Source organism: Frankia sp. QA3, assembly GCF_000262465.1.
GTDB lineage: Bacteria > Actinomycetota > Actinomycetes > Frankiales > Frankiaceae > Frankia.
The window spans coordinates 2,419,316-2,442,818 of record NZ_CM001489.1 but is presented as its reverse complement, the minus strand read 5'-3'; the positions used below and the strand labels follow the sequence as shown (position 1 = coordinate 2,442,818).

Here is a 23,503-nt window from a genome sequence, read left to right as displayed (position 1 = left end):
CGGCGACTAGCTGCGCCCCGTCATCCCGTACTGCCAGTACCCGAACGTCCATTAGCTATCACCTCGCCTCACCGTCCACGATATACCTAGTTCCTGCAAGCGGCCCGCGAGATTTGCCGTCGGGTCGGATGGCAGTATAACCCGGTCGATGTCATCGAGATGAACGCCGCCGTGGATCTGCGCTTCAACGTAGGTCTGCTCGCGGAAGCCGGAATCCGAGTAGTCCCGATCCGGTGGTAGTAGCCCCGGCGATGCCGACTGCCAGACCGGCGCGGCTAGCGGGCTCGGCAGCCCGTAGTCAACGTGGTCGAGCGAATCTCCCACCATCGCCGTGGTACGTCCAACGATCTCGGGTCGCATCACGATCTGGAGACGGTCGTAGCCGGACAGGGCATCCTGGTGGACGGACCCGGCGGCGCGTTCGCCATCGACCATCAGGTAGCCATAAACGGGCCTCTGTGCGAGGGTGGATTCGGAGGGGGTCGTTCCGAACCACTGATCTTCAAATTGGGATCGCATTGCCGGGGCGAGTGCGCCGAGTGAGGTTCCCGTCTCGTGCTGGTTTTTCAGCCGCCCTTCTTCGAGTATCGACTGGAGGGTCGCACCCGTGACGCGAACAGCGACCTCTTCGCCGGCGAAAAGCTGTTCGACGTAAGCTTGCATTTCGGCGCGGAACTGGTCCGACGTGAGATGTGGGCGGCTCTCCTGCCGGGCGGCCTCGGTTGTGTTGTCGATCGCAACGTATTGCACAACCCGTGCGTAATCGAGAGGGTGGTCCCCCTGGAACTCGAACGCGGCCTCATCGTCCGGGTCGAACTCCATGTCGTCGATGTCGTCTGGATCGTCGACGGGAGGCCGCTCAAGCGTTCGTCTGACCGCCTGCACTCGCGGGTCGTCCCAGAAGGACGGGGCAGGATGCCAGAACGGCGCCGACCCGCGGGGAGATGTAGGCCGCGGCTTCCCGACTGCCTCATCCCGGTGTGAATCGCCGCCGGGCATGTCGACCCAGCGGCCGTCCGGCCCACGGACCTGCCGGGGGTTGAACGCCTTGGCGATCTCCGGCCACGAGGGCACCACCGTGCACCGGCACGCCGGATGCACAGGGGGATCGCCCTTTGGGAACTCGGCGGAAAGCGGGATCGCTCCGGCGTCCGCGTTCCGATGGCACCGGGGGCAGACTCGATCCGTCTGGGTGATCTTCCCGCCGGGGCCGATGATCGTGTCCACCGGACTGATCACGAATTCGCGCGCTGGTACGCCCTGCTGCTGGTAGGTGTCCAGGGCGGCGGCGGTCATCGCCCGGTTCATCTCGGTCGTCGCGACCAGATCCGCCCAGGTCGTTCGGTCCAGCACCTCGAGCAGAGTCCGCTCGAGGGCCCGGGTCGAGTCGCCACGGGCGACCGCGTCAACGACTGCCGCGGCGAGGACATCGAGCTTGCGGTCCTCGATCGAGGCGAGCAGCGACCCGCGGGCGGTCGCCCGCCGAGGCCAGTCCGGCTCGAGGCCGACGGCCTGCGCGATGAGCAGTGCCAGGTTGCGGGCCATCGTCGCGCCCGTCGCGGACCCGGGCTGCCAGGTGTTCCAGTCGATCTCCGCCTCGAGATCGAAGCGAGGCTGGGGAGGGGATGTCACATCCCCTCCGAGGGTCAGTAGAGGGGCGCCGCCGACGCGTCGACCGGTGGGAGCACGACATCGTCGTGGGGGCCGCGGTCGGCACGGCCGTCGATCCGGTCTGACGCATCCTCATAGCCGGGGTCACCCGGGTTCAGGGTCGCGACCTCGTCGCCGATGAAGCCACCAGGCCCAGTGACGGTTCGAGGCACCTGGATGCGGCCGTCGGCCAAGCGGCGAGGCGTGAACATGCCCCCGAGTTTAGAGGTTGTCTCGTGTGGGGCTGCGCCGGGTATATACCCGATCATGGATGTGATGGAGAACAGCCTCGCTCAGCCCCAATCCGGTCGATAGCGGCGAAACCGGCTCGAAAATTCATGTCCTGACCGACGCCGATGGCCTACCGCTGGTCGTGGCGGTCTCCGGGGCGAACCTGCACGACAGCCACGCCCTCGTCCCCTTGGTCGCCAGCATCCCCGTGATCCGGTCCCGGCGTGGGCCGCGGCGACGCCGACCCGCCAAGCTACGGGCCGACAAGGGCTACGACTACCCGTACCTGCGCCGTTTCCTACGTCGGCGCCGCATCGCCGTGCGCATCGCCCGACGCGGCGTGGAGAGCACCGAACGCCTCGGCCGGTACCGGTGGAAGATCGAACGAACGATCGCCTGGCTTGACGGGTACCACCGGCTGACCGTCCGCTACGAACGCAATGGCCACAGCTTCCTCGGGTTCCTCCGCCTCGCCGCCGCGATCACCTGCTGGAAGAAACTCCCCACCTGAGACAACCTCTTACCGCCCTGCCGTCTGGCGGTCGTCCTTGGCGATCGCTTCGCGTACGGCCGGGACGATCTCGTTGGCCCAGCGGCCGACGCTGACGATGTCCTGCGCGCCGCCGCTGGCCGAGAAGAGGATGAAGCCGGAGGCGTCGTGTTCCAGCACGGCCCCGGTTAGTTCCTCGATCCATTGGTCCACGGAACCGCCGAGCCAGCGGCCGGTGTGGTCACGCGTGGCGGCCAGCGGCCGGTCGGTGATGTTTCCGGTGAAGTTGTAGACCGTGCGGATCTCGCGCGGATCGCGGCCCACGGCCGCCGCCGCCTCGTCGATGACCGGCCGCGACTGCCGGTATCTTTCGCTGCGCCAGTCCGCGGCGTGGCCGGGGATCCAGCCGTCGGCCACCCGGCCGGTGGCGGCCAGCGACTTCGGCCCGACCGATCCGGTCCACACGGGCGGCGCGGCCACCGGTGCCGGCTCGATCTGGTTCACCTGGTAGAAGCGGCCCCGGTAGGTGACCGGCGGACCGCCGCCGGACAGCTTCTTGACCAGGACGATCGCTTCTTCGAAGGCGTCCACGGCGTCGCCGGCGGACAGCCGCGGCACTCCCAGGTCGGAGATCCGATCCCACAGCCCGCCCGCTCCCAGGCCGAGCACGACGCGGCCGCCGGAAAGCGCCGACAGTGACGTCACCGCCCGGGCCAGGAGGGGAGCGGGCCGGCTCGGCAGGTTGCTGACGTTGGCGAAGCCGGCGATCTGCCGCGTGCCACCGAGAATGAAGCCGATGGCGGCGTAGGCGTCCAGGCGCCCGCCGATGTAGGGGTGGTCCGACAGCGAGAAGATGTCAAGCCCGTCACGGTCGGCCTGCTGGACTGTGCGCAGCAGCTCCGGCCCGTCGTCGATGCCGGTGTGCGCACCGAAACCGAAGACGACCTGTTGTACAGACAATGCCCTGTCTTTCCTTCGGGGGCCCGCCGGTGGGCGTGCCGAGTGGAGGGTGGAAAGATGGTGCCGAGGCTCGGCGAGTTCACCTGGTCTGCCGGTTACGGGATGGTTCCGGCGGCGGGGGAGCCGAGCTGTCCGGCGGTGCGGCCGGATCACCCAAGATCTCACGCTTCCGCGCTAAAGAGCAAATTTTCGTGCCACGAACTATAACTGTTCACGCTACGGACTGCAAGTTCGGTGCCGTGACACGCGGCATCCCGGTCTCAGCGCCCGTGGGCGGCGAGTGCTCCTTCGTCCAGCTCCGTGAAGACCGCCGGGACCTTGTTGTCCAGCACGACGCGACCGAGCAGGCTCGCGAGCGCGCCGCGCTCGGCCGCGTCGAGTCCCGCCGGCAACTTCTCGATCCGCCGGCAGGTCTCGGCATAGAATTTCGCCGCGAGCCCGCCGCCCTGCGGAGTGAGCGCGACACGCACGGCCCGCGAGTCCCGCGGGTCGGGCTCGCGCCGGACCAGGCCGTTGCGCTCGGTACGATCCACGAGACCGGTGACGCTCGACTTGGCTAACCCCAGGATGGCGCCCAGCTCGCCCATGCCGCACGGCTGCGCCATCAGCACACACAGCAGCTGTCCCTGCTGGGAGGTGATGCCGTGCTCCCGGCTCGACTCCGCGTACACGGCATTCACCAGGAATGCCGACCGCACCAGCGCGGCCACAACTCCGATCTGGCCATCGCCATGCGCGCCCACCCCACCAGCTTAACATCCCGCGCCAAGAAATTCGCGCGACGAACTATCTGCGTGCGGACCGGCGTAGGGCGGCAGGCGGCCGGGGGACGATCTCCAAGGCCGGGCCCTGGCCGCGGTCGGCCACGCCTCGCGTCCCGGGCGGACCGGGTTCGACGGCCCGCGGGCTCCGTCCCCCGAGTCGCGGCCGCCGGCTGGGCACCGCCGCCGGAGGCTGGGCACCGCCGCCGGAGGCCGCGCTCGCCAGGGGCCGCGCTCGGCCGGGCCACCTCCTACTACCGCGGGCGGCCGTCGACGCGCTGGTCGCCGGCCGGTCGGCCGCCCTGTCCGCGCTGGTGGGCGGCCGACCATGCCTGGCGCACAAAGTTCACGTTGACAACAGTTCACGGAGCAATCTACACTTATTCGAGTGACAAGGGGGAAATTTCACCAGTCAACCTCAGAGCAGGCAGCGCCGCGGGCAGCATGCGTGTAGCGGTCGTCGGCTCATCGGGCGACGAACCGGACTCGGGCCCCGGGCGTGGCCTCCCCAGGCTGGTGCGCATATCCGCTGTGAGCGAGCGACGCGGGGGTATCACGTGGTGCGACAGTTGAACACTTACCTGCGCCGTCACGTCGACTTCGCGCGGGTGAAGAGCTCGCTGTGTCCAGCGTCGACCTCCCTGATTCGTGAGCTCATCGGCTAGGTCACCTGAAGCCGGCATACGATCGGCCTCGGCGCTCACCCGTTCCCCGCCAGCCGCCCGGTGCGCCGGGCGGTCCATTCCGGATTACCCGGGGCGGTTCAGTCCGACGGGGTAGAAGGCCGCACCCACCTCGGTCCAGCATGACCGACACTTCATCCTCGGTACTGAGCTAGGAGACGACGTGTGTCCGCACACTGAATCGGCCGGCGTGTTCCGCCTGCCGGGAATCGCGGCGGCCCGGTGGAGGACGACGCAATCGGTTCGGCGATGCGTCGCTACGTAACGAGGCGTCTGGCGCAGGCCGTCGGCGTGCTGTGGGCCGCCTATACAGTCTCGTTCTTCGTGCTGTACTACCTGCCTGGCGACCCGGTCGCGGCGATGTTCGGTGGGGGCCTGGACTCGACTACGGTCAGTCCCGCTCAGATTGCCGAGCTTCGCCACCGGTACGGCTTCGACAAGCCGGTATTCGTACAGTACATCGACTATCTTGGCAAAGCGGTTAGAGGCGACTTCGGGAACTCGGTGTCGACGGGGCGCTCGGTCACCGCGACGCTGGCCGGCGCGTTGCCGCAGACCTTCGCGCTGGCCGGACTGGCCCTGCTGCTGTCGGTGGTAATCGGTGGCGCCCTGGCGGTGTCGGCCAGCTACACGCGGCGGCGTTGGCTGCGGCAGGTGCTGCTGTCCCTGCCGTCATTGGGCATGTCGCTGCCGACCTTCTGGGTCGGGTTGATGCTCATCGAGCTGCTTTCCTTTCGCATAGGGCTGTTCCCGGCCTTCGGCGACGGCGGATTGCGCGGGCTGGTGTTGCCGGCCGTGACGCTGGCGGTCCCGCCCGGGGCGCTGGTGGCGCAGGTACTGGCCAAGAGCCTGCTGGCGGCGCTGGACGAGCCTTATGTGCAGACCGCGCAGTCGAAGGGGGCCAGCCGGTTGCGTATCCACCTGCGCCACACCCTGCGTAACGCCTCACTACCCACGCTGACGGTGGTGGGACTGATCGGCGGGCAGTTGCTGGCCAACGCGGTGGTCGTGGAGACCGTCTTCTCCCGCGAGGGCATGGGCCGGGTCACCGCGAACGCGGTGACCACGCAGGACATCCCGCTCGTGCAGGGCGTGGTCGTGTTCGGAGCGCTGGTTTTCGTCCTGCTCAATCTGATTATCGATCTGACCTACCCGTTGCTTGATCCACGCATCATCGCCACCCCCGGTTCACGAGGGGCGATCGCGGGGGTCGGAGCATGATCAACGAGCTGACCGGGCAGGCCGCGGCGACCGTCGACCCCGTCGTCGACCCTGTCGCCGACCCCGTTGTCGACCCCGTTACCGTTGATATCCAGCCGGGCCTCGGTGCCCGGGTGTACCGCGCGATCCGCTTCTTCGCGCACCGTCCGGGCCTGCTGCTCTCGATCGTCCTGGTGGTCCTGGTCATCGTGGCCGCGTTCTGGCCCGGCTGGCTCAGTGGGCGGGACCCGCTGCGGGGTGATCCCTCCGACAGCTTCCGTGCGCCGAGCGCGGCGCACTGGTTCGGTACGGACGCACTGGGACGCGATGAATATTCCCGCGTCGTGCACGGGGCGCAGCTGTCGTTGAAGGCGACTCTCATCGCCGTCGCGGTCGCCTTCGTCGTCGGTGCCCTGCTCGGGCTCGTGGCCGGATGCGCGGGGCGCTGGGTCGAAGGCCTGCTGATGCGCTTCGTGGACGTGCTGCTCTCGATTCCCGGGCTGTTGTTGTCCTTGGCGATGGTGACCGCGTTGGGTTACGGAACGGTGAAGGTTGCGATCGCGGTGGGCATCGCGAGCGTCGCCGCCTTCGCCCGGGTCATGCGGGCCGAGGTGCTCCGGGTGCGGCACGCGACCTACGTGGAGGCCTCGCGCTCGTGCGGTGCCCGCTGGTATTTCGTGCTGCGGCGGCACGTGCTGCCCAACTCGATCGGCCCGGTGCTGGTGCTGGCCACGCTCGATTTCGGGGCCGCGATCCTGTCCGTGTCCTCGCTGAGCTTTCTCGGTTATGGTGCGCCGCCGCCGGCGCCGGAGTGGGGGACGTTGGTGGCCACGGGACGGAACTATCTGGCCAACGCCTGGTGGCTGACCGCGCTGCCGGGACTGACGATCGCGGCGACGGTGCTGGCGACCAACCGCATAGCCCGCGCTCTGGACGGCGAATGGGCGCGGCAACGGTGACGCGGGCGACGATTGCCGACCCCGACGAGGAGAGCGCGCTGCTCCAGGTTCGCGACTTGTCGGTCTCCTATCGGACACACGGCGGGCACATCCGCGCCGTGCGCGGCGTCGACCTGGATGTGCGCCGCGGGGAAGTCGTGGCCGTCGTCGGCGAGTCGGGGTCAGGGAAGAGCACCACCTCGCATGCGATCATCCGGCTCCTGTCGGACACCGGCAGTATCGACACCGGCAGTGTGCGCTTCGGTTCGGGCGAGCTCACCGGAATGTCGGAGCGGGAACTGCGGACCGTGCGCGGCGCTCAGATCAGCCTGATACCGCAGGATCCCGCCGTCTCCTTGAACCCGGTCCAACGCATCGGTGAGCAAGTGGCCGAGGTGCTGCGTATCCATGGCCTCTCCACGCGCCACACCGCCCGCGCCGACGCGATCGAGGTCCTTGAGCGGGCCGGCCTTCCCGACCCGGCTACTCGAGCTCGCCAGTATCCGCATGAGCTGTCTGGTGGTATGCGTCAGCGCGTCCTGATCGCCATCGCGATCGCCGCCGGGCCGAAGCTGATCATTGCTGACGAGCCGACCAGCGCCCTGGACGTCACCGTGCAGCGCCGCATCCTCGACCACCTCCAGCAGCTGACCGCCCAGTCGGGCACCGCGGTCCTGCTGGTGACCCATGACCTGGGCGTCGCGGCCGACCGGGCGCGCCGCATCGTGGTGATGTCGCAGGGACGCGTCGTCGAGGCCGGACCCACCCGCGAGGTTCTCGACAACCCCCGGCACGAGTACACGCGCCGGCTGCTGGCCAGCGCGCCGAGTCTCAACACCGCCTATTCCAGGGTGTCGGCTTCCAGGGTGTCGGCGGCGGAGGTCCCGGCCCCGGCAGCACCTGGCGCCGAGGCGGTCGCGGACGTGGCCCATCTGGTCAAGGACTTCGCCCTGCCGCACACCGGCGGCCCGCGGCGGGCGTTTCGCGCCGTCGACGACGTCAGCTTCACCCTTCGTCGAGGGCAGACCCTCGCGCTGGTGGGCGAGTCCGGCTCGGGCAAGTCCACTACCGCCCGCCTCCTGCTGCGGCTGACCGATCCGAGCGCGGGTCGCATCCTCTTCGGCGGTCTGGACGTCACTACCGCGCGCGGCGAGCAGCTACGACAGCTGCGGCGCCGGGCGCAGCTGATCTATCAGAATCCGTATGCGTCGCTCGACCCTCGGTTGTCCATCGGCGAGGTGGTCAGCGAGCCGTTGCGGGTCTTCAAGGTGGGCGATCGGGCTGCCCGGGTGGCTCGCGTCCGCGAGTTGCTGGACCGCGTCGCCCTGCCGTCGACGGTGATCAACCGCCGCCCGGCAGAGCTGTCGGGCGGTCAGCGTCAGCGGGTCGCGATCGCGCGCGCTCTGGCCCTGCGGCCCGAGCTGGTCGTCTGTGACGAGCCGGTCTCCGCCCTGGACCTCTCCGTGCAGGCGCAGGTGCTGGCGCTGCTCGCCGAACTGCAGAACGAGCTCGGTGTGGCGTACCTGTTCATCTCGCACGACCTGGCGGTCGTCCGGCAGATCGCCCACGAGGTCGCGGTCATGCAAGCGGGGCGCATCGTCGAGCAACGCGGCACCGAGGAACTGTTCACCGACCCGACTCACGAGTACACGCGCGAACTGCTCGCCGCCATCCCTGGCCGAGGTGCCGGTTCGACGTGGGGCCGGCATCCGGGACACGCGAGATGACGAGCGAATCACATAACAGATGAGGAAGACATCGTGGATCTCGGGCTGATCACCTTCGGTAGCCTGCTGCCCGACCCTCACACGGGCACCCTGCTCAGCCAGCGGCAACGGCTGCGCGACGTGGTGCGCGCGGCGCAGGCCGCGGAGCACCTGGGTTTCGCCTGGTACGCCTTAGGCGAGCACCATTTCGGCGAGCGCGATGTGATCCCCTCGCCCGCGGTCGTACTGGCCGCGATCGCCGAGCACACCAGCTCGATCCGGCTGGCCACCGGCACCACCCTGCTCACCAACCGCGACCCGGTGCTGGTCGCCGAGGACTACGCCCTGGTCGACCTCCTCTCCGAGGGGCGGCTGGAGCTGGTCGCCGGCAGTTCCTTCTACCCGCACGCGTGGACGGTGTTCGGGCAGGACTCCACCAGCAAGGCCGCCCGCAAGCGGGAGAACGTCGAACTGCTGCTGCGGCTGTGGGGCGAGGACCGGGTCACCTGGACCGGGCAGTTCCGACCACCCCTGGATCAGGTGAGTCTGCGGCCCCGACTCGCTCAGCCCCGGCCACCGTTGTGGCTGAGCGCCGGAGTCGGCTCCGAGTCCGTCCCACTCGCCGTTGAGCACGGGCTGCCGGTAGTCATCGGTACCATCGGTCGGCCACCCGTCGACTACGTCGACGTCTTCGGCGACTACCGCCGGCAGTGGCGGCTGGCCGGGCGGACCGACCCACCCGGACGCATCGGGGCGGTCAGCCACTTCTTCGTCGCGCGCACATCCCAGGCCGCCCGCTCGCTGTGGTCCAAGTACATCAACAACTATCTGTCGGTGAACGTGGCCGGGCCCGGCGTGACCCGCGGTCCGCTCGACTTCGACGCTCACATCGGCCCGGACGGGCCGGCGATCTGCGGCAGCCCGGCCGAGGCTCTCGACAAGCTCGGCCGGCTGCACGAGCTGTGGGGTCACGACCTGCACCTGCTGGGCATCGACCTCGGCGGCATCCCCTACGCCGAGGTACAGACGGCGACCGAGCTGGTCGCCTCCGAGGTCCTGCCGCACCTGTCCAGTCTCGGCACGACGTCGGCCGTGCCGCGGCCGACCGCGGCCGAGGTGGCCGAGGTGGCCGCCGGGGCGGTGGCCGCCGATGCCTGACGCCGAGATCTTCGCGGTAGGGGATCCCGCGATTGGCGGCAAGGAAACACATCCATGCCGTTCTCGGCGCGTCCGGTAGCGAGCCGTCGCCTCCTGGCTGGCTCCGGATTCACGTACGTCTTCGCCCTGGACTGAGCTGGACCTCCGCCTGGAGATCCGGGCGAAGTAAACCACCATCAGCACCCCGCGGACCTGTCCGCCGGCACCGTGCTGTACACATCAGGAGAAACTGTGCCCGCACTGAGTTCACTGCGTCGGGGACCGCGCCGCATCAGCCCGTTTGTCCTGGCCGCAGCCCTTCTCGCGGTCCCTTTGAGTGCCTGTGGCAGCGACGACTCCGGGTCAACCGGTGGCGCCGCGGCGACCTCGTCCAACGCTCCCGGCCAGTCTGGCGGCACCCTCGCGATCGCCGTGGGTACCGATGTCGGATGCGTGGACCCGCAGCAGGTCCGCAGTTCGGACACGCTGTACTCGCTGCGCCAGACCGTCGATTCGTTGACCGACCAGAATCCCACCACCGGGCAGATCGTGCCCTGGCTGGCGCGGAGCTGGGAGGTCAGCGCGGACGCGACGACGTTCACGTTCCACCTTCGAAACGGCGTCACCTTCAGCGACGGGACGCCCGTCGACGCGCGGGTGGTGAAGGACAATTTCGACGGCATCACCACGAAGCTCGGAGGGCTCGCCAGTCTCGGTGTGAACTACCTGACCGGCTACGCCGGTACGACCGTGGTCGACAACCTTACCGCGCAGGTGAAGTTCAGCCGCCCCAACGCCGCCTTCCTCCAGGCGACGTCGACGCCTTCGCTGGGATTGATCGCCGAGGCCAGCCTCGCGAAGCCGCCGGCCCAGCGCTGCTCGGGGGGCATCGTGGGCTCGGGTCCGTTCACACTGTCCAGCTACCGGCCAAACCAGTCGATCACACTCGCCAAACGTCAGGGCTATGACTGGGGATCGTCCCTGTGGACGAAGCGCGGCGAGGCGTACCTGGACAAGCTGCTCTTCCAGATCGTGCCCGAGAACGGGGCGCGGACCGGCGCCCTGCAGTCAGAGCAGGTCAATCTGATTGCCAATGTGATCCGCTCGGACGAATCGGGGCTGAAGGCCGCCGGTAAAACTCTGCGGACAGTCACGTTGTCGGGCACGAACGCACTGTGGGTCAACCACGCGGCCCCACTCCTGAAGGATGTGAAGGTTCGTCAGGCCATCATGTTCGGGATCGACCGGAAGGCTGTCACCGGTCTGTTCCCGTCTGGAACCACGCCGGCCACCAGCATCCTGTCGCCGAAGACACCGGGCTACGCCGACCAGTCCTCGTTCGTCGCATACGACCCGGCCAAGGCCAAGTCACTTCTCGACGCCGACGGCTGGCGGGTCGGCGGTGACGGTATTCGGACCAAGGACGGCGTCCCACTCGAGATCACCATCGGCAACCCTGGGGCCATCAGCAGCGTGGACACGGAGCTCGAACTCATTCAACAGCAGTTGAAGGACGTCGGCATTCGAATCAAGATCAAGGAAATCCCGGTCGCCGACATAAACAACATTCAGCAGTCGGGATCCTACGACATCCTGATCGCCAACGCGCAGCGTCCCGACCCGGACATCCTGCGTACCCAGTTCTCTACCAAACTGAACAACACCTACCGGCTCAGCCCGTCCGCGCTGGACACGCTGCTCGAGCAGCAGGCCGCCACGACGGACCAGGTCAAGCGAAAGGAACTGGCCGCCGAAGCGCAACGCCTGCTTCTGGAGAACGCCGACGTCATTCCGATCGTGAACTACGTGGTCGAGTTCGCGTTCTCGCCCAAGGTCCGTGGTCTGGAGTTCAACCCGTCCGGCCATCCCGAACTCCACGGCACGTGGATCAGCCGATGACCGCCGGGCCGGCCGACCCGCGGGCGGCCCGCCCGCGGGTCGTGTTCGGTACCAGCCTGAGCACGGCGCTGAAGGCGACGGCCGAGCGGCTGCGTCATGCCGAGCAGGCCGACCGCGGCGGCCTGGACCTCGTCACCCTGTCCGACCATCCGTACCACGCCGACCGTATCGACGCCTACGCCGCCGTGGGAGTGCTTCTCGGCCGCACCTCCCGCGTCGCGGCCGGCGTCAGCGTCACCAACCTGCCCACCCGCTCGGCCCCGATGCTGGCCCGCACCCTCACATCCCTGTCAGCGCTGTCGGGTGGACGGATCGTGCTCGGGATAGGCGCCGGCGGGTTGTGGGACGAGATCGTCAAGTTCGGCGTCCGCCGATTGTCTCCGGCCGCGGCGGTCCGGGCGCTGGAGGAGGCGATCCTGCTGATCAGAGCCCTCTCCGGCGGCGGCGGCCCCGTCGATTTCGACGGTGAGTTCTACCAGGTCGAGGGGCTGGTCCCCGCGCCGGTACCGACGCCGCCGATCTGGACCGGCTCGCTCGGCACGAAGTCGCTTGCCGTCACCGGCCGGGTCGCGGACGGCTGGATTCCGGGCCTCGGCGTCGTTCCTGGCCACCCCGCGGACTGGCGCAGCGCCAGGGTCGCGTGGTCGCGTCCCGTCATCGACGAGGCCGCCGTGGCCGCGGGAAGGCGGCCGGCTGACATCGCCACCATCTACAACGTCACCGGCCGTATCACCGACACCCCCCTGGCCGTCACCCGCGACGAGAACGGTCGCTGGTTGGGAGGATCGGTGAATCAGTGGGTCGACGAACTCGTCACCGCGGTGCTCGACCACGGGGCGGCCGGCTTCGTCCACCATCGGGTCGATGACCCGACCCCGGCCGATCTCACGATTGGACGCTGGACTCATGAAGTCGTTCCGAAAATACGGGCCGCGATCGAACGTGGGTGACGGCGCGCCGTGCCCGGTAGCGCGCCGCGCGGCCGAGATGGGCGCGATGCTGGCCGGCGCCCGCGGCTGACCGCGCGCGAGATCCGGGTCGCCCGAGCCGTCGGCCGGTGGCCGGCTCCACCACCCCCGCCCCGAGGCCCGAAGGAAGGAAACCCATGTCGGAACAACGCCCGCGGCTGGCCGTGATTATCGGTTCGGCCCGCGAGGGCCGGACCGGTACCGCCATCGCGACCTGGTTCATCGAAGAGGCCCGCTCCTACGGCCTGTTCGACGTGGACGTCGTCGACCCGGCCGGGATCGACCTGCCCCTGTCGCTCAGCCAGGGCCCGGAGCCGGGGCTGGCGGGCGACGACGTCGGCCGACGGCTGGAGCAGGCCGACGCGTTCGTCGTCATCACGCCCGAATACAACCACAGCTTCACCGCGCCGCTGAAGAACCTGATCGACTGGCACCGCACGCAGTGGCAGGCCAAACCGGTCGGGTTCGTGTCGTACGGCGGCCTGTCCGGCGGCCTGCGGGCGGTGGAACACCTGCGCCAGGTGTTCGCGGAACTGCACGCGACCACGATCCGCGACACCGTCAGCTTCCACACGGTCTGGGAGCACATCGACCAGGACCGGAAGCTGCGGGCGTCCGATGCCACCGTCCCGGCGAAGGTGATGCTCGAGAAGCTCACCTGGTGGGCCGTCGCCCTCAAGGACGCCCGTGCCCTGCGCCCGTACTCCGCCTGACCTTCCTGGGTGGAACCCGGGCCGGCACCGTCCGCTGGAGGTGCCGGCCCGGGCGGCGGCCCCGCGATTTCATGGCCGGGCCGGGTGGGTTGGTCAGGAGGGGCTGAACTGGGCGGCGAAGCGGCCGGTGAAGATGTCGGCGCCCTTGTATTCGGCGACTGTTGCCGCTGGGGCGAGGACCGGGCCGTCGGGTGAGGGTAGCTGGCCGACGCCGCCGCGGGGGCCGAGGGGGAGCAGGATCATCGGGAACGGCAGCGGCTGGTAGGTGGCGGTGGGCTGCTCGCCACGCAGTTGGGCGAGGATGTTCTGGGCCACGATCTCGGCGTGCTGCAGGGCGTAGCCGGCCATCTTGGCTTCGGCGATGTCCGTGATGTCGCCGACCGCGTAGACGTTCTGGTGTCCGCGGACGTTGAGGGTCTCGGTGACGGGGACCTGTCCGCGTGGGGTGAGGGGTGTGAGCCGGCCGTCGGTGAGATAGTCGTTGGCGATCTTGACTCCGTAGGCCTGGAACCAGATGTCGGCGGTGATCTCGTCGCCGGTGGTGGTGGTGACGGTGAAGGGCTTCGCCGTGCCGGGTTCGGTCGAAGGGGGTGCGGTCAGGCTTGTGTCGAGGCGCAGCGTGATGCCGAGCTCGTTGAGCTGCCGGTAGAGGTCCTCGCGGACTTCGGGCTGAAAGCCGGTCAGAAGCTCGGTGATCGGGTCGATGATGGTGACCTGCTTCTCGGGCCAGACGTCCTTGATTTCGCCGGCCAGTTCCAGGCCGACCGGGCCGGCGCCGAGGATCAGGACCCGGGTGGAGTCGGCTACCTCCTTGTGTGTCCGGCGGAGGTCGTCCAGGGCTTCGTTGGTGGCGTGGGCGTCGGGCTTCGACGGGTACGGGTAGTCGGAGCCGGTGGCCAGCACCAGGTAGTCCGCCTCGACGCGCTGGCCTGAGGCGAGGGTGACACCGCCGGGGTCGACCGAGACCGCGCGGTCGCGGATCGCGGTGCCCCGGGTGAGCCACGTCGCGAACGGGAAGAAGATGTTGGGTGCCCAGTCGGGCTTCACCAGGCCCCGCAGCGACGCCGCCGAGTTGACGAACGCGTCACGAGGATCGATGAGGACGACGTCGGCTTCGGCGTCCAGCGCCTTCGCAGTCGCCGCACCCCCGTATCCTCCACCGATGACCGCGACCGTACGACTCATGGTCTCACACTCCCATAGACGAAAAGCTGAGTTCGTGCTACGAACTTGATCGACACCCGCAATGCATGTCGGTCGTGGTTCGCGGTAAGAACCATACCAGTTCGTGTCGCGAACTGGTATGTCGGGCGCGACTGCGTCGGGCATCCGGTCGTGGCCCGATAATTTCCACTCGGATCGCGGGGCCGTCCGGTCGTCGGTCGGACCGGACGGACCCGGTACCCCCGCCACGGGGGAAGTCGTCCCGGTGGCCGGTGGCGTGGCCGGCGGTGGTCCCCGCCGACGGCGCGCCGCGGGGATGCCGCCGGCCGGGCTCCATGATGATCACGATGACCAGGTCGGCCGGCGCCGGGCCGGTCGTGCCCGGGCGGTCGACCAGGCCGATGGGGCTCGATCTGGCCGGCCCCGGCCCCGGCACCCACGCCGCGGGGCTGCGACTCCAATTCCCAAAGCGGTCTCCCCGCCGGGGGTGAGCCCTGCTCGCGACCCCACTCGGCAGGGCGTTCAGCGGGAGCGGAGAGCGCGCCGGGGCCACCATCCGGTGATCTGACCGGCAGCCGCTCGCGCACCGCCTGCTCGCGCACCGCCCGCTTGTGCACCGCCCGCTTGTGCACCGCCCGATGACAACACCGGGGCAATATATTTCGTCAGACGAATTTCCGGCGCTTATGTCTGTAATTCTGTTTCGGTACGAATAATAATTTCGGCGCAGGCTGCCGCCTCGCGATCTGGAACTCGCGATCTGGAACTCGCGATCTGGAAATGGAAGGAGAAACGGGCCGGCGGTGTCGAGCCCGGCCAGGTCGGCGCGGGAGATTGAGCGTGGAGTCGCGTCGCCGCCCGTCCGCGCCCGAGCCGTCGTGCTTTCGGCGTCCTCGTCCAGCTGGCCGGGGGCCAACCTGGCTGCGCGCGCCGGCCCGGCGCCGACAAAAGATCAGCAAATGGCCGACCGGTTACGATTGTCGACAGCCGCAGACCGTCCGTCAGCCTGGGGGGCGCAGACACCATGACAGCAACGCCGGCCGAGACCGGGATCCGCGCGCCATCCCAGGACGCGGGGCTGGCCGAGGCGCTGGTCGACCTGTCGCATCACGTCCTGCACCTGTTCGCCGACGCCGGCCGCGACCACAAGCTCAGTCAGCAGCAGGTCGAGCTGGTCTGCGCGGTCATCGTCCGCGGGTCGGTCGGCATGACCGAGCTCGGCCGGCTGCTGCACGTCGAAAAGTCGAACCTGAGCAATCTGGTCGACCGGCTCGAACAACGGGGCTTGGTCGTCCGCACCAGGGACCCCAACGACCGGCGGGCCACCCAGGTCACCCTCACCGACGAGGGCACGGCCGTCGCGATGAAGACCTACCAGGACGTGGCCGCGCGGGTGCGGCGGCTGCTCCACCGGCTACCACTGGACGACCAGCGCAACCTCGCGGCGGTCGCGCGGAAGATCGTTCGAGACGAGCCGGCCTAGAGGGCCTGGTAGAGCCGCTCGGCGCTTGGAGCGGCCTAGAGCGGCCGGCACCCCAAGGCGACGCGGCCCATTCCCCGCATGGCGACCCGGGCCTCGCGGCGACCGTCCGTCTCGCCCCTACCCGTCGGCCACCGTCACTGCCGCAGACGGCGTGCGATCGCAGACGGCTCCCTTCCGGCGAGCACCCAGCCCGCCGCCGCGGCCGCCAGGGGGATCCCGACCAGGAGAATCAGCGGGTAGACCGGCGGTACCCGGCCGAAGACGTCCAGGTCGTGCCGATACACCGCGACGAGACCGAGACCGGCACCGGCCGTACCGAGAACCACGCCGGCCACGGCGAGCCCGGCCGCCGTGGCCGCGGTCAGGGTGCGCCTGATCCGGGCGTTCGCTCCGACGGCGGTCAGAGTGCGCAGGTCGGCGGCGACGTGGCGGGCGGCGGCGAGCTGCGCGCCGGTGAGGGGCTGCGCGGACTCCAGCAGCCAGCCAGCCAGCCGGCCCGGACCGGTGTCAGGTGCCGGCGGGCAGGTGCGCCGCTGGTCAGCAGGGTGTCCGGCAGCGAGGTGTGATCGGGGAGATGGGCCCGGGTGGTGGGCCAGCCCTGATCTCCGCGTGCCTGGTCGAAGCTGACCAGGTTCTGCGTGCGGCCGGTGACCACGTCGGTCGACGGGGGAATCGTGGCCGGGTCGGCTCCCATGAGCCGCAGGAGTTCCGGCGTGGCGATGTAGGCCGGGACCCCCTCGTACGTGTGCTCGCCCCGGGGAATGCCGAGTTCCTGGGCGTGCCGGACGGGTTCGCTGTTCTGGAGGCTGACCTCCGCCGGGGCGCTCGGGTCGTAGGCCATGTCGAGCGGGACGACGGTCGGATCCGACAGTCCCGCCGCGATCCGGTCGACCCGGTGACCGCTCGCCCGCTCCAGTCAGGAAGCGACCGGTGTCCAGGCCAGCAGCCCGACGGCGGTGCCGCCCGCGGCCGCGACCACACCGACCAGCAGGCCGGTGGCGGTCAGCACCGACCGGACCTGCCGATCGGTGGCGCCGAGGGCGCCACCACGACGAAGTCGTCCGCCAGATCGCTCGGGTTCTCGGCGATACCGACGATCGTGCGGGCATGGCCGTCGAGGGTGAGCGCGCCGTCGAGGCGCAGGCCGAGCAGCCGGGCGAGGCCGTCGGTGAGCGCCGCCTCGTTCGGCCCGGACGGGTAACGGCCGCGGTGCAGGGCGAGGAGATGCTCGGTGTAGGCGCCGTGCGGCGGCTGGGCGCGGTAGTCGACCGTCCGGGCGAGACCGGGGGCCCGCAGCGGGGTGTGGCCGACCACGTCGATGGTCCCGTAGGCGCGGCGCAGGGCGGCGACTCCGAGCTCGCGGCGAGCAGCGACTCCGGACCGGCCGCCGGACCGGCCCGGTCCACGGCCACTCCGTCGCGGACGAACAGCACGCGGTCCGCCCACGCGGCGAGCGCGGCGTCGTGGGTCGCCAGCACCGCGGCGGCCCCGCCCTTACAGGCAGTCCGCAGCAGCCGCCTGACCCCCTCGCCGGCGACGGTGTCCAGCGCGCCGCTCGGTTCGTCGGCCAGCAGCAGCCGGCGCTCGCCGACCAGCGCGCGGGCGACGGCCACCCGTTGGCGCTGCCCGCCGGAGAGCTCGTCGGGGTAGCTGCCGGCCCGGTCGGCCAGCCCCAGGTCCTCCAGGGCCCGCCGCCGTCTGCGCCGCCTTCCTGGCCCGGGTGCCGTCCAGTTCGAGGGGCAGCGCGATGTTCTCGGCGGCGGTGAGGCCGGGCAGCAGGTTGAAATCCTGGAAGACGTAGCCGATGTGCCGCCGGCGCGTCTGGGCCCGGTCGCGCGCCGACGTGCCGGTCAGGGAGGCTCCCTCGACCAGGACGTCGCCGGTGGTCGGCTGCTCCAGGCTGCCCGCGATGGTCAGCAGGGTGGACTTGCCCGATCCGCTGGGTCCCATGATCGCGACCATCTCACCGGCCTGGACCGACAGGTCGACGCTGGTCAGTGCGTGGACCTGGGCCGTTCCCGAGCCGTATACCTTCGTCACACCGCGTAGCTGGAGGATCGGGGTCGCCGGTGTCGGGATCCTTCGTACCGGGGTCATCGGGTGGCCCTCGCGCGGCGCCGTGGCGCCGCGGGCGCCGTAGGGGTGGCGGGGGTGGCGGGGGCGGCGGGGATGGCGGGGATGGCGACGGGCGGGCGGTGCCGGAGCCGGACCTCCGCTGTGTCCAGCCAGCGGACGAACGCCTCCAGCCGGAGGATCTCGGCGTCCGCGACCAGGAGCAGTCCGAGGTCGGCGTCGGCCGCGTCCTCCTTCAGCCGGGTGTAGCGGCTCATCGCCTCGATCAGATGCCGCCGGTGCGTCTGGAGGATCGAGGTGACGTCGACCCCCGGCAGCCGCAGCGCCACGAGCACCTTGATGACCAGCTCGTCGCGGGGTGGCACGTCGGCGGCGGGCGGCGTGGTGAGCCAGGCGTCCAGCTCCACGCGGCCCTCGGGCGTGATCCGGAAGCTCTTCTGCGGGCCGGGTTCCTCGCCGTCGTCGGAGGCCACCAGGCCGTCGCGTTCCAGGCGGCCCACGGTGGTGTAGACCTGGCCGACATTGAGCGGCCAGACCTCACCGGTGCGCGCCTCGAACTCCTGACGCAACTGCAGTCCGTACTTCGGGCCCTCGCTCAGCAGGGCCAGTAGGGCATGCCGCACGCTCATGAGCACCCATCCCATTGGAGAATACTCGGTATCATACCCGGTATACATCCGATCGGACCATGCCCCTACGTCACGGGGCCCGCGGAACACCAGAACGAAAACCGGCACTGCCTGCCCGCTCAAGGAGCCGGCTGGATGCAACAGACCCGCCTTCGGGAACACCGCCTGGGCAGGGACGCGCGGGACGTCTGGAGCGACGCCTCCTTCGAGGAGACCATCCGCTGGAGCTCGATCCTGACGTTCGGAATGGAGGCGGTGGGCCTGGCCGCGATCTCCCCGCCGTGGGGGATGCGTGACGGTCGCGGCGGGGAGACCCTTGGCATGCGAACCGACGTCGGCGACCGCGGCGATCTCCTCGACGGCCGCCGTGACCATGACAACCGCAACGGTCACCAAGGCCACCCAGGACATCCCGGCCGCGGCGATGGTGAGGACCAGCGTGACGGCTGCGGCCTGGCCGATCTGCGGGCCGAGATCGCCGAGCTACGGGCTGGGCTGGCCCGCGCCGAACGGCTCCTGGCCGGCTGGCTCGACCACGGCCAGCAGCGGGACGCGCAGCCGGGCGCACGGCCTCCCACCGGCGCCGCCCCCACCGGCGCCGCCCCCATCAGTGCCGTCGCCGGTGCTGCGGTTCCCGGTGCTGCCGTTCCTGCCGCCGGGGCCGGTTTCGCCGTGCATTATCCGGCGTTCACCGACCGGTTCCGGGGCGGTGAGGAGGAGATCAGTCGGCGGCTGGAGGTCTATCTGCCCGACGTCGACCGTTTCGTCGCGGGCCGGGGTGTGCTCGATCTCGGTCCCGGGCGCGGTGAGTGGTTGCGGATGCTCGCCGCCCGGGGGGTGGACGCGGTCGGGGTCGATGCCGATCCGACGTTCGTGGCGGCGGCGCGGGTGCGGGGACTGTGCGTCGTCGTCGGGGATGTTCTCGATCATCTCCGTACGGTTGGTGATGGCACGCTGGACCTCGTCACCGCGTTTCACGTCGTGGAGCATCTGGCGACCGACGAGCTGCTTGCCGTGCTGGTGCAGGCTCGTCGGGTGCTGCGTCCGGGTGGTGGGCTGATCCTGGAGACGCCCGATCCGACGAATCTGGCCATGGGGGCTTGCAACTTCTACCTGGATCCGACCCATCGGCGGCCTGTTCCACCGGCGCTCGCCGAGTTCCTGGTGACTACCAGCGGCTTCGCTGGTGTGGAGATCCGCCGGCTGCATCCCCGTGAGCAGGTCGATCTGTCCGCCCTGCGGTTGGACGGCGTGGAGGAGGCGACCGCGCGGCTGGTTGGTGCCGCGTTGACCTCGGCGCTGTTCGGGCCGCAGGACTACGCGGTCGTCGCCGTCGCGGCCTGAGCTCTGTTGCACTGTGCGAAGTCAAGGCCCGTCTCACGGTGTCGGGCCGCGGTCAGGTGTCGACGTAGGCCGCGAGGTGCTCGCCGGTGAGGGTGGAACGGGCGGCGACGAGCTCGGCCGGTGTGCCCTCGAAGACGATCCGGCCGCCGTCGTGGCCGGCGCCGGGGCCGAGGTCGATGATCCAGTCGGCGTGTGCCATGACCGCCTGGTGGTGCTCGATGACGATGACCGACGTGCCGGCGTCGACGAGCCGGTCGAGCAGGCCGAGCAGCTGCTCGACGTCGGCGAGGTGCAGGCCGATGGTGGGCTCGTCGAAGACGTACGTGACGTCGGTGAGCGAGGAGCCGAGGTGGCGGATCATCTTGACGCGTTGCGCCTCGCCGCCCGACAGCGTGCCCGACGGCCGGTCGAGCGAGAGGTAGCCCAGCCCGATCTCCACGAACGCCTCGAGGGTGTGATGCAACGCCGCGAGCAGCGGCGCCACCGACGGCTCGGCCAGACCGTGCACCCACCCGGCGAGGTCGCTGATCTGCATCGCGCAGGCGTCGGCGATGCTGATCCCGGAGATCTTCGACGATCGAGCGGCCTCGCTGAGCCGGCTGCCGCCGCAGTCGGGGCAGGTGGTGAAGATCACCGCCCGCTCCACGAACGCGCGGATGTGCGGCTGTAGCGCGTCGACGTCCTTGGACAGGAACGACTTCTGGATTTTCGGGATCAGACCCTCGTACGTCAGGTTGACGTTGTCGACCTTGATCTTGGTCGGCTCCTTGTGGAGCAGGTCGTGAAGCTCGGTCCTGGTGAAGGTGCGGATCGGCCTGTCCGGGTCGAAGAAGCCGCAGCCGGCGAAGATGCGCCCGTACCAGCCGTCGACGCTGTAGCCGGGGACGATGAGCGCACCGGCGTTGATCGTCTTGCTGTCGTCGTACAACTGCGTCAGGTCGAAGTCGGTGATCGCGCCCCGGCCTTCGCAGCGCGGACACATGCCGCCGGTGCGGGTGAAGGTCTTCCGCGCCGCCTTGGCGGCGCCGCGTTCGACCGTGATCGCACCGCTGGCCCGGACCGAGGGGACGTTGAAGGAGTACGCGCCCGGCGGGCCGATGTGCGGCTGGCCGAGCCGGCTGAACAGGATGCGCAGCATCGCGCCTGTGTCGGTGACGGTGCCGACCGTGGAACGGGCGTCGGCGCCCATCCGCTGCTGGTCGACGATGATCGCGGTCGTCAGTCCTTCGAGTACGTCGACCTCGGGCCGCGCCAGCGTCGGCATGAAGCCCTGCACGAAGGCGCTGTAGGTCTCGTTGATCAGCCGCTGCGACTCCGCGGCGATCGTGGCGAACACCAGCGAGCTCTTGCCCGAGCCGGAGACGCCGGTGAACACTGTCAGCCGGCGTTTCGGGATCTCGATGCTGACGTCGGCGAGGTTGTTCTCACGCGCGCCCTGCACGCGGATCAGATCGTGGCTGTCGGCAACGTGCAGCGCAGGCGACCGCGTGTCCGTCCTCGTTGCCATGCTCATCGTGTCTCCATCTGTTAAGCGGGCCCGGCCTGCGCGGCCTGCGCGGTCTCCGTCGGCGTCGCCTGGCTCGATCTGACCAGCTTCGAGCGGTACATCTGGTTCTCCTTCGCTTCGGCCCGTGGAGCCTCTGGGCCTCGGCCACGCGGCCAGGGTGCGAGGGTGCCCCGGATCAGGGGGCGAGCTCCTTGCCGCACAGATCCGGCGCCACGACGTCGAACGCGGTGCCCCTCGGGTTGGCCTGGACGAAGGAATAGCAGGTGGTCGGTTTGCCGAGGCCCGTCTTGATGTTGATCGGACTGATCAGACCGCCCGCGTCGTAACGCGTCACGGATCGCAGCGCGGTGATGAAGCCCTGCCGGGTGGGACAGTCGCCGGCGAGTTCCAGACCGCGGATGAACATGTCCGCCTCGATGTAGGACGTCACGGCGAGATCCTGCTCCGGGGCATCGATCTGGGGTGAGTACCGCGTCATCGCCGTGGTGTAGGCGGCGATCGCCGGGCCGCCGGACTCGAAGGGCCGGTAGAAGACGGGAACGACGAGTCCCGCCACCCGCGGGCCGTAGGTGCGCAGCAGCCGCCGGTCGTAGCCGCTCGCAGACAGGATGACCTTCGGGCTTCTGCCCGCGGCGCGAAGCGTGTCGAGGACCGCGACGAGAGCGTCCGGCTGGATCACGCTGATGATGGTGTCCGGGTCGAGGGCGGCGATCCGCTGGGCGACCGTCAGCGGACTGTCCGCGCCCGGGGTGTAGTTCAGCGTGTCGAGGACCTGCACGCCGGCGCCGTCCAGGCTGCGCGCGTATCTCGCCGACGCGTTCGAGACGCCGGTCGACAGCGCGGTCTGCAGCACGACCGCTCGACTGCCACCCTGGGACCGCACGAACTGCCCGTACGTGTCGGTGGGAGCGGCGCTGACGTAGGAGAAGGCGAACATGTTCTCGTACTTCGACCAAACCTGCTCGGCTGCCAGTCCGGTCACCGGAATATCCCGGTCCGCCAGGTACTGCGCGCTGCCGCTTGCCGCGAGGGTCGCCTCGATGATGCCGAAGACGCGCCGGCCGTCGACGAGATCGCGGGCGGCGGTTTCATTCGTGGCGGCCGCGCCCTGGTCGTCCCGCCATTCATAGGTGATTTTGCGGCCGTGGACGCCGCCGGTGGAGTTCACCACGCCCAGTCGGGCGTCGATTCCGGAGCGGACGGCGCCGAAGGCGCTCGCGACCGCTCCCGTGTCGGGGTAGAGGACGCCGAGGTTGACCTGGTCAGCCGTCACTCCCGGGGTGTCGCAGGTGGACGCCGAGGCCACGCCGGAGGTTGAGCAACCGCCGGCACCGGCGACCACCAGAAGTAACATGGCGCTCACCGCCAGGGGTTTGGAATGGCGGCACGTGAACATGGGGCTCCCTGAGACCATCTGTAGGCGGAGGTATCAATCGGGTGGCTGGACGGAACATCCGCCGACGACTCGGACCTGGCGCCGTCGAGGCGGATTCAATGTCCGCGCACCCGATCCTGTACTGATCGATTCCGCGGGCCTGATCAGTGCGCCAACATTACCCAGGGCGGCTTCCGTGGCCAATGCCGGGTTGGCATATTCGGGAGTCACCGTCTCCGCCGGGTGCGGAAAACGAGGTGAACTTCTCGCGAGCGGGTGGCGAGCGTCGCGCCCGACATATTGTCGCCAATGTCCAAGTTGCGCCCGATCCGCCTGGCGGTAACGGAGGCACCGCCCAGCAGGCCGGCGGGACGCGGGGTCGCGGCCGGCCTGTCCGCCGCTCGGGATCGGTCGCGGGGGAGCGGGGCCTGCGCCGTCGCCGTTCTGGTGACTCGGGCGCCATCTCCCCCGAACAGCCATCTCACCCGAACAGCCATCTCACCCAAACAAAGGTCGGAATCCCCCGGACGAAGGTCGGACAGCCTTCGCTCGGGGGATGTCGGTAACCCGTCCGCCCGGCATCCTCGGGGGC

The 23,503-nt window shown here is 69.6% G+C and carries 18 protein-coding genes and 3 pseudogenes; 10 read left to right on the top strand and 11 right to left on the bottom strand.

Annotated features, from left to right (window positions below; all coding sequences use genetic code 11):
• Positions 1–51: 51 nt before the first annotated feature.
• On the bottom strand, positions 52–1,632 hold the full coding sequence (locus tag FRAQA3DRAFT_RS10030; RefSeq protein ID WP_009738943.1) for a DUF3626 domain-containing protein: 1,581 nt from the start codon (positions 1,630–1,632) through the stop codon (positions 52–54).
• Between the two features lie 316 nt (positions 1,633–1,948).
• Between FRAQA3DRAFT_RS10030 and FRAQA3DRAFT_RS10020 the strand changes: the two are divergent.
• A pseudogene (locus FRAQA3DRAFT_RS10020) lies at positions 1,949–2,392 on the top strand (IS5 family transposase); the annotation flags it as partial.
• A gap of 9 nt (positions 2,393–2,401) precedes the next feature.
• Here FRAQA3DRAFT_RS10020 and FRAQA3DRAFT_RS10015 read toward each other — a convergent pair.
• Positions 2,402–3,331: an LLM class flavin-dependent oxidoreductase gene (locus tag FRAQA3DRAFT_RS10015; RefSeq protein ID WP_009738940.1), complete on the bottom strand. Its 930-nt coding sequence runs from the start codon at positions 3,329–3,331 to the stop codon at positions 2,402–2,404.
• A 260-nt stretch (positions 3,332–3,591) separates the two neighbouring features.
• A complete protein-coding gene (locus tag FRAQA3DRAFT_RS10010; RefSeq protein ID WP_009738939.1) occupies positions 3,592–4,074 on the bottom strand; it encodes a MarR family winged helix-turn-helix transcriptional regulator in 483 nt (160 codons plus the stop codon).
• Between the two features lie 950 nt (positions 4,075–5,024).
• Between FRAQA3DRAFT_RS10010 and FRAQA3DRAFT_RS10005 the strand changes: the two genes are divergently transcribed.
• From FRAQA3DRAFT_RS10005 to FRAQA3DRAFT_RS09975, 7 genes are all read left to right on the top strand, one after another.
• Positions 5,025–5,996: an ABC transporter permease gene (locus FRAQA3DRAFT_RS10005; RefSeq protein WP_035922687.1), complete on the top strand. Its 972-nt coding sequence runs from the start codon at positions 5,025–5,027 to the stop codon at positions 5,994–5,996.
• Complete coding sequence (locus tag FRAQA3DRAFT_RS10000) at positions 5,993–6,934, top strand: ABC transporter permease (protein WP_009738937.1); 942 nt, start codon at positions 5,993–5,995, stop codon at positions 6,932–6,934. Before FRAQA3DRAFT_RS10005 ends, FRAQA3DRAFT_RS10000 begins: the two co-directional genes overlap by 4 nt.
• A complete protein-coding gene (locus FRAQA3DRAFT_RS09995; RefSeq protein ID WP_009738936.1) occupies positions 6,916–8,640 on the top strand; it encodes an ABC transporter ATP-binding protein in 1,725 nt (574 codons plus the stop codon). Before FRAQA3DRAFT_RS10000 ends, FRAQA3DRAFT_RS09995 begins: the two co-directional genes overlap by 19 nt.
• 33 nt (positions 8,641–8,673) lie before the next feature.
• The gene (locus tag FRAQA3DRAFT_RS09990) at positions 8,674–9,777 is read left to right on the top strand and encodes an LLM class flavin-dependent oxidoreductase (RefSeq protein ID WP_009738935.1); all 1,104 of its coding nucleotides are present in this window, start codon (positions 8,674–8,676) and stop codon (positions 9,775–9,777) included.
• Positions 9,778–10,008: 231 nt separating this feature from the next.
• Complete coding sequence (locus FRAQA3DRAFT_RS09985; RefSeq protein WP_009738934.1) at positions 10,009–11,655, top strand: ABC transporter substrate-binding protein; 1,647 nt, start codon at positions 10,009–10,011, stop codon at positions 11,653–11,655.
• Positions 11,652–12,605 carry an LLM class flavin-dependent oxidoreductase gene (locus FRAQA3DRAFT_RS09980; RefSeq protein WP_009738933.1) on the top strand — a complete coding sequence of 318 codons (954 nt, stop codon included), beginning with the start codon at positions 11,652–11,654 and terminating at the stop codon, positions 12,603–12,605. The genes FRAQA3DRAFT_RS09985 and FRAQA3DRAFT_RS09980 overlap by 4 nt, the downstream gene beginning before the upstream one ends.
• 155 nt (positions 12,606–12,760) lie before the next feature.
• On the top strand, positions 12,761–13,336 hold the full coding sequence (locus FRAQA3DRAFT_RS09975) for an NADPH-dependent FMN reductase (RefSeq protein WP_009738932.1): 576 nt from the start codon (positions 12,761–12,763) through the stop codon (positions 13,334–13,336).
• A 93-nt stretch (positions 13,337–13,429) separates the two neighbouring features.
• Here FRAQA3DRAFT_RS09975 and FRAQA3DRAFT_RS09970 read toward each other — a convergent pair whose 3' ends face one another.
• A complete protein-coding gene (locus FRAQA3DRAFT_RS09970) occupies positions 13,430–14,521 on the bottom strand; it encodes an NAD(P)/FAD-dependent oxidoreductase (RefSeq protein WP_009738931.1) in 1,092 nt (363 codons plus the stop codon).
• 1,003 nt (positions 14,522–15,524) lie between these two features.
• Here FRAQA3DRAFT_RS09970 and FRAQA3DRAFT_RS09965 point away from each other — a divergent pair.
• Entirely contained in the window at positions 15,525–15,983 is a 459-nt protein-coding gene (locus FRAQA3DRAFT_RS09965) for a MarR family winged helix-turn-helix transcriptional regulator (protein ID WP_009738930.1), read from the top strand.
• A gap of 134 nt (positions 15,984–16,117) precedes the next feature.
• On the opposite strand, the gene FRAQA3DRAFT_RS35920 is transcribed toward FRAQA3DRAFT_RS09965, so the two are convergent.
• The 5 genes and pseudogenes from FRAQA3DRAFT_RS35920 to FRAQA3DRAFT_RS09935 form a co-directional block, all read right to left on the bottom strand.
• Positions 16,118–16,309, bottom strand: coding sequence for a hypothetical protein (locus tag FRAQA3DRAFT_RS35920; RefSeq protein ID WP_198287238.1), 192 nt, complete (start codon positions 16,307–16,309; stop codon positions 16,118–16,120).
• 74 nt (positions 16,310–16,383) lie between these two features.
• Positions 16,384–16,824 (bottom strand): hypothetical protein, encoded by a 441-nt coding sequence (locus FRAQA3DRAFT_RS35915; protein ID WP_009738928.1) that lies wholly within the window; start codon positions 16,822–16,824, stop codon positions 16,384–16,386.
• A 161-nt stretch (positions 16,825–16,985) separates the two neighbouring features.
• Positions 16,986–17,297 carry a hypothetical protein gene (locus tag FRAQA3DRAFT_RS35910; protein ID WP_009738926.1) on the bottom strand — a complete coding sequence of 104 codons (312 nt, stop codon included), beginning with the start codon at positions 17,295–17,297 and terminating at the stop codon, positions 16,986–16,988.
• Positions 17,298–17,341: 44 nt separating this feature from the next.
• A pseudogene (locus tag FRAQA3DRAFT_RS38615) lies at positions 17,342–18,080 on the bottom strand (ABC transporter ATP-binding protein); the annotation flags it as partial.
• A complete protein-coding gene (locus tag FRAQA3DRAFT_RS09935) occupies positions 18,077–18,685 on the bottom strand; it encodes a PadR family transcriptional regulator (RefSeq protein ID WP_035922680.1) in 609 nt (202 codons plus the stop codon). The pseudogene FRAQA3DRAFT_RS38615 and the gene FRAQA3DRAFT_RS09935, both read right to left, overlap by 4 nt.
• Before the next feature lie 135 nt (positions 18,686–18,820).
• Between FRAQA3DRAFT_RS09935 and FRAQA3DRAFT_RS31420 the strand changes: the two genes are divergently transcribed.
• Positions 18,821–20,029, top strand: a complete 1,209-nt coding sequence (locus FRAQA3DRAFT_RS31420) for a bifunctional 2-polyprenyl-6-hydroxyphenol methylase/3-demethylubiquinol 3-O-methyltransferase UbiG (protein WP_009738923.1) — start codon at positions 18,821–18,823, stop codon at positions 20,027–20,029.
• Positions 20,030–20,102: 73 nt separating this feature from the next.
• Here the strand turns inward: FRAQA3DRAFT_RS31420 and FRAQA3DRAFT_RS09925 are convergent.
• A pseudogene (locus FRAQA3DRAFT_RS09925) lies at positions 20,103–21,542 on the bottom strand (excinuclease ABC subunit A); the annotation flags it as partial.
• A 169-nt stretch (positions 21,543–21,711) separates the two neighbouring features.
• Positions 21,712–22,932: an ABC transporter substrate-binding protein gene (locus tag FRAQA3DRAFT_RS09920; protein WP_009738921.1), complete on the bottom strand. Its 1,221-nt coding sequence runs from the start codon at positions 22,930–22,932 to the stop codon at positions 21,712–21,714.
• Between the last annotated feature and the right edge of the window lie 571 nt (positions 22,933–23,503).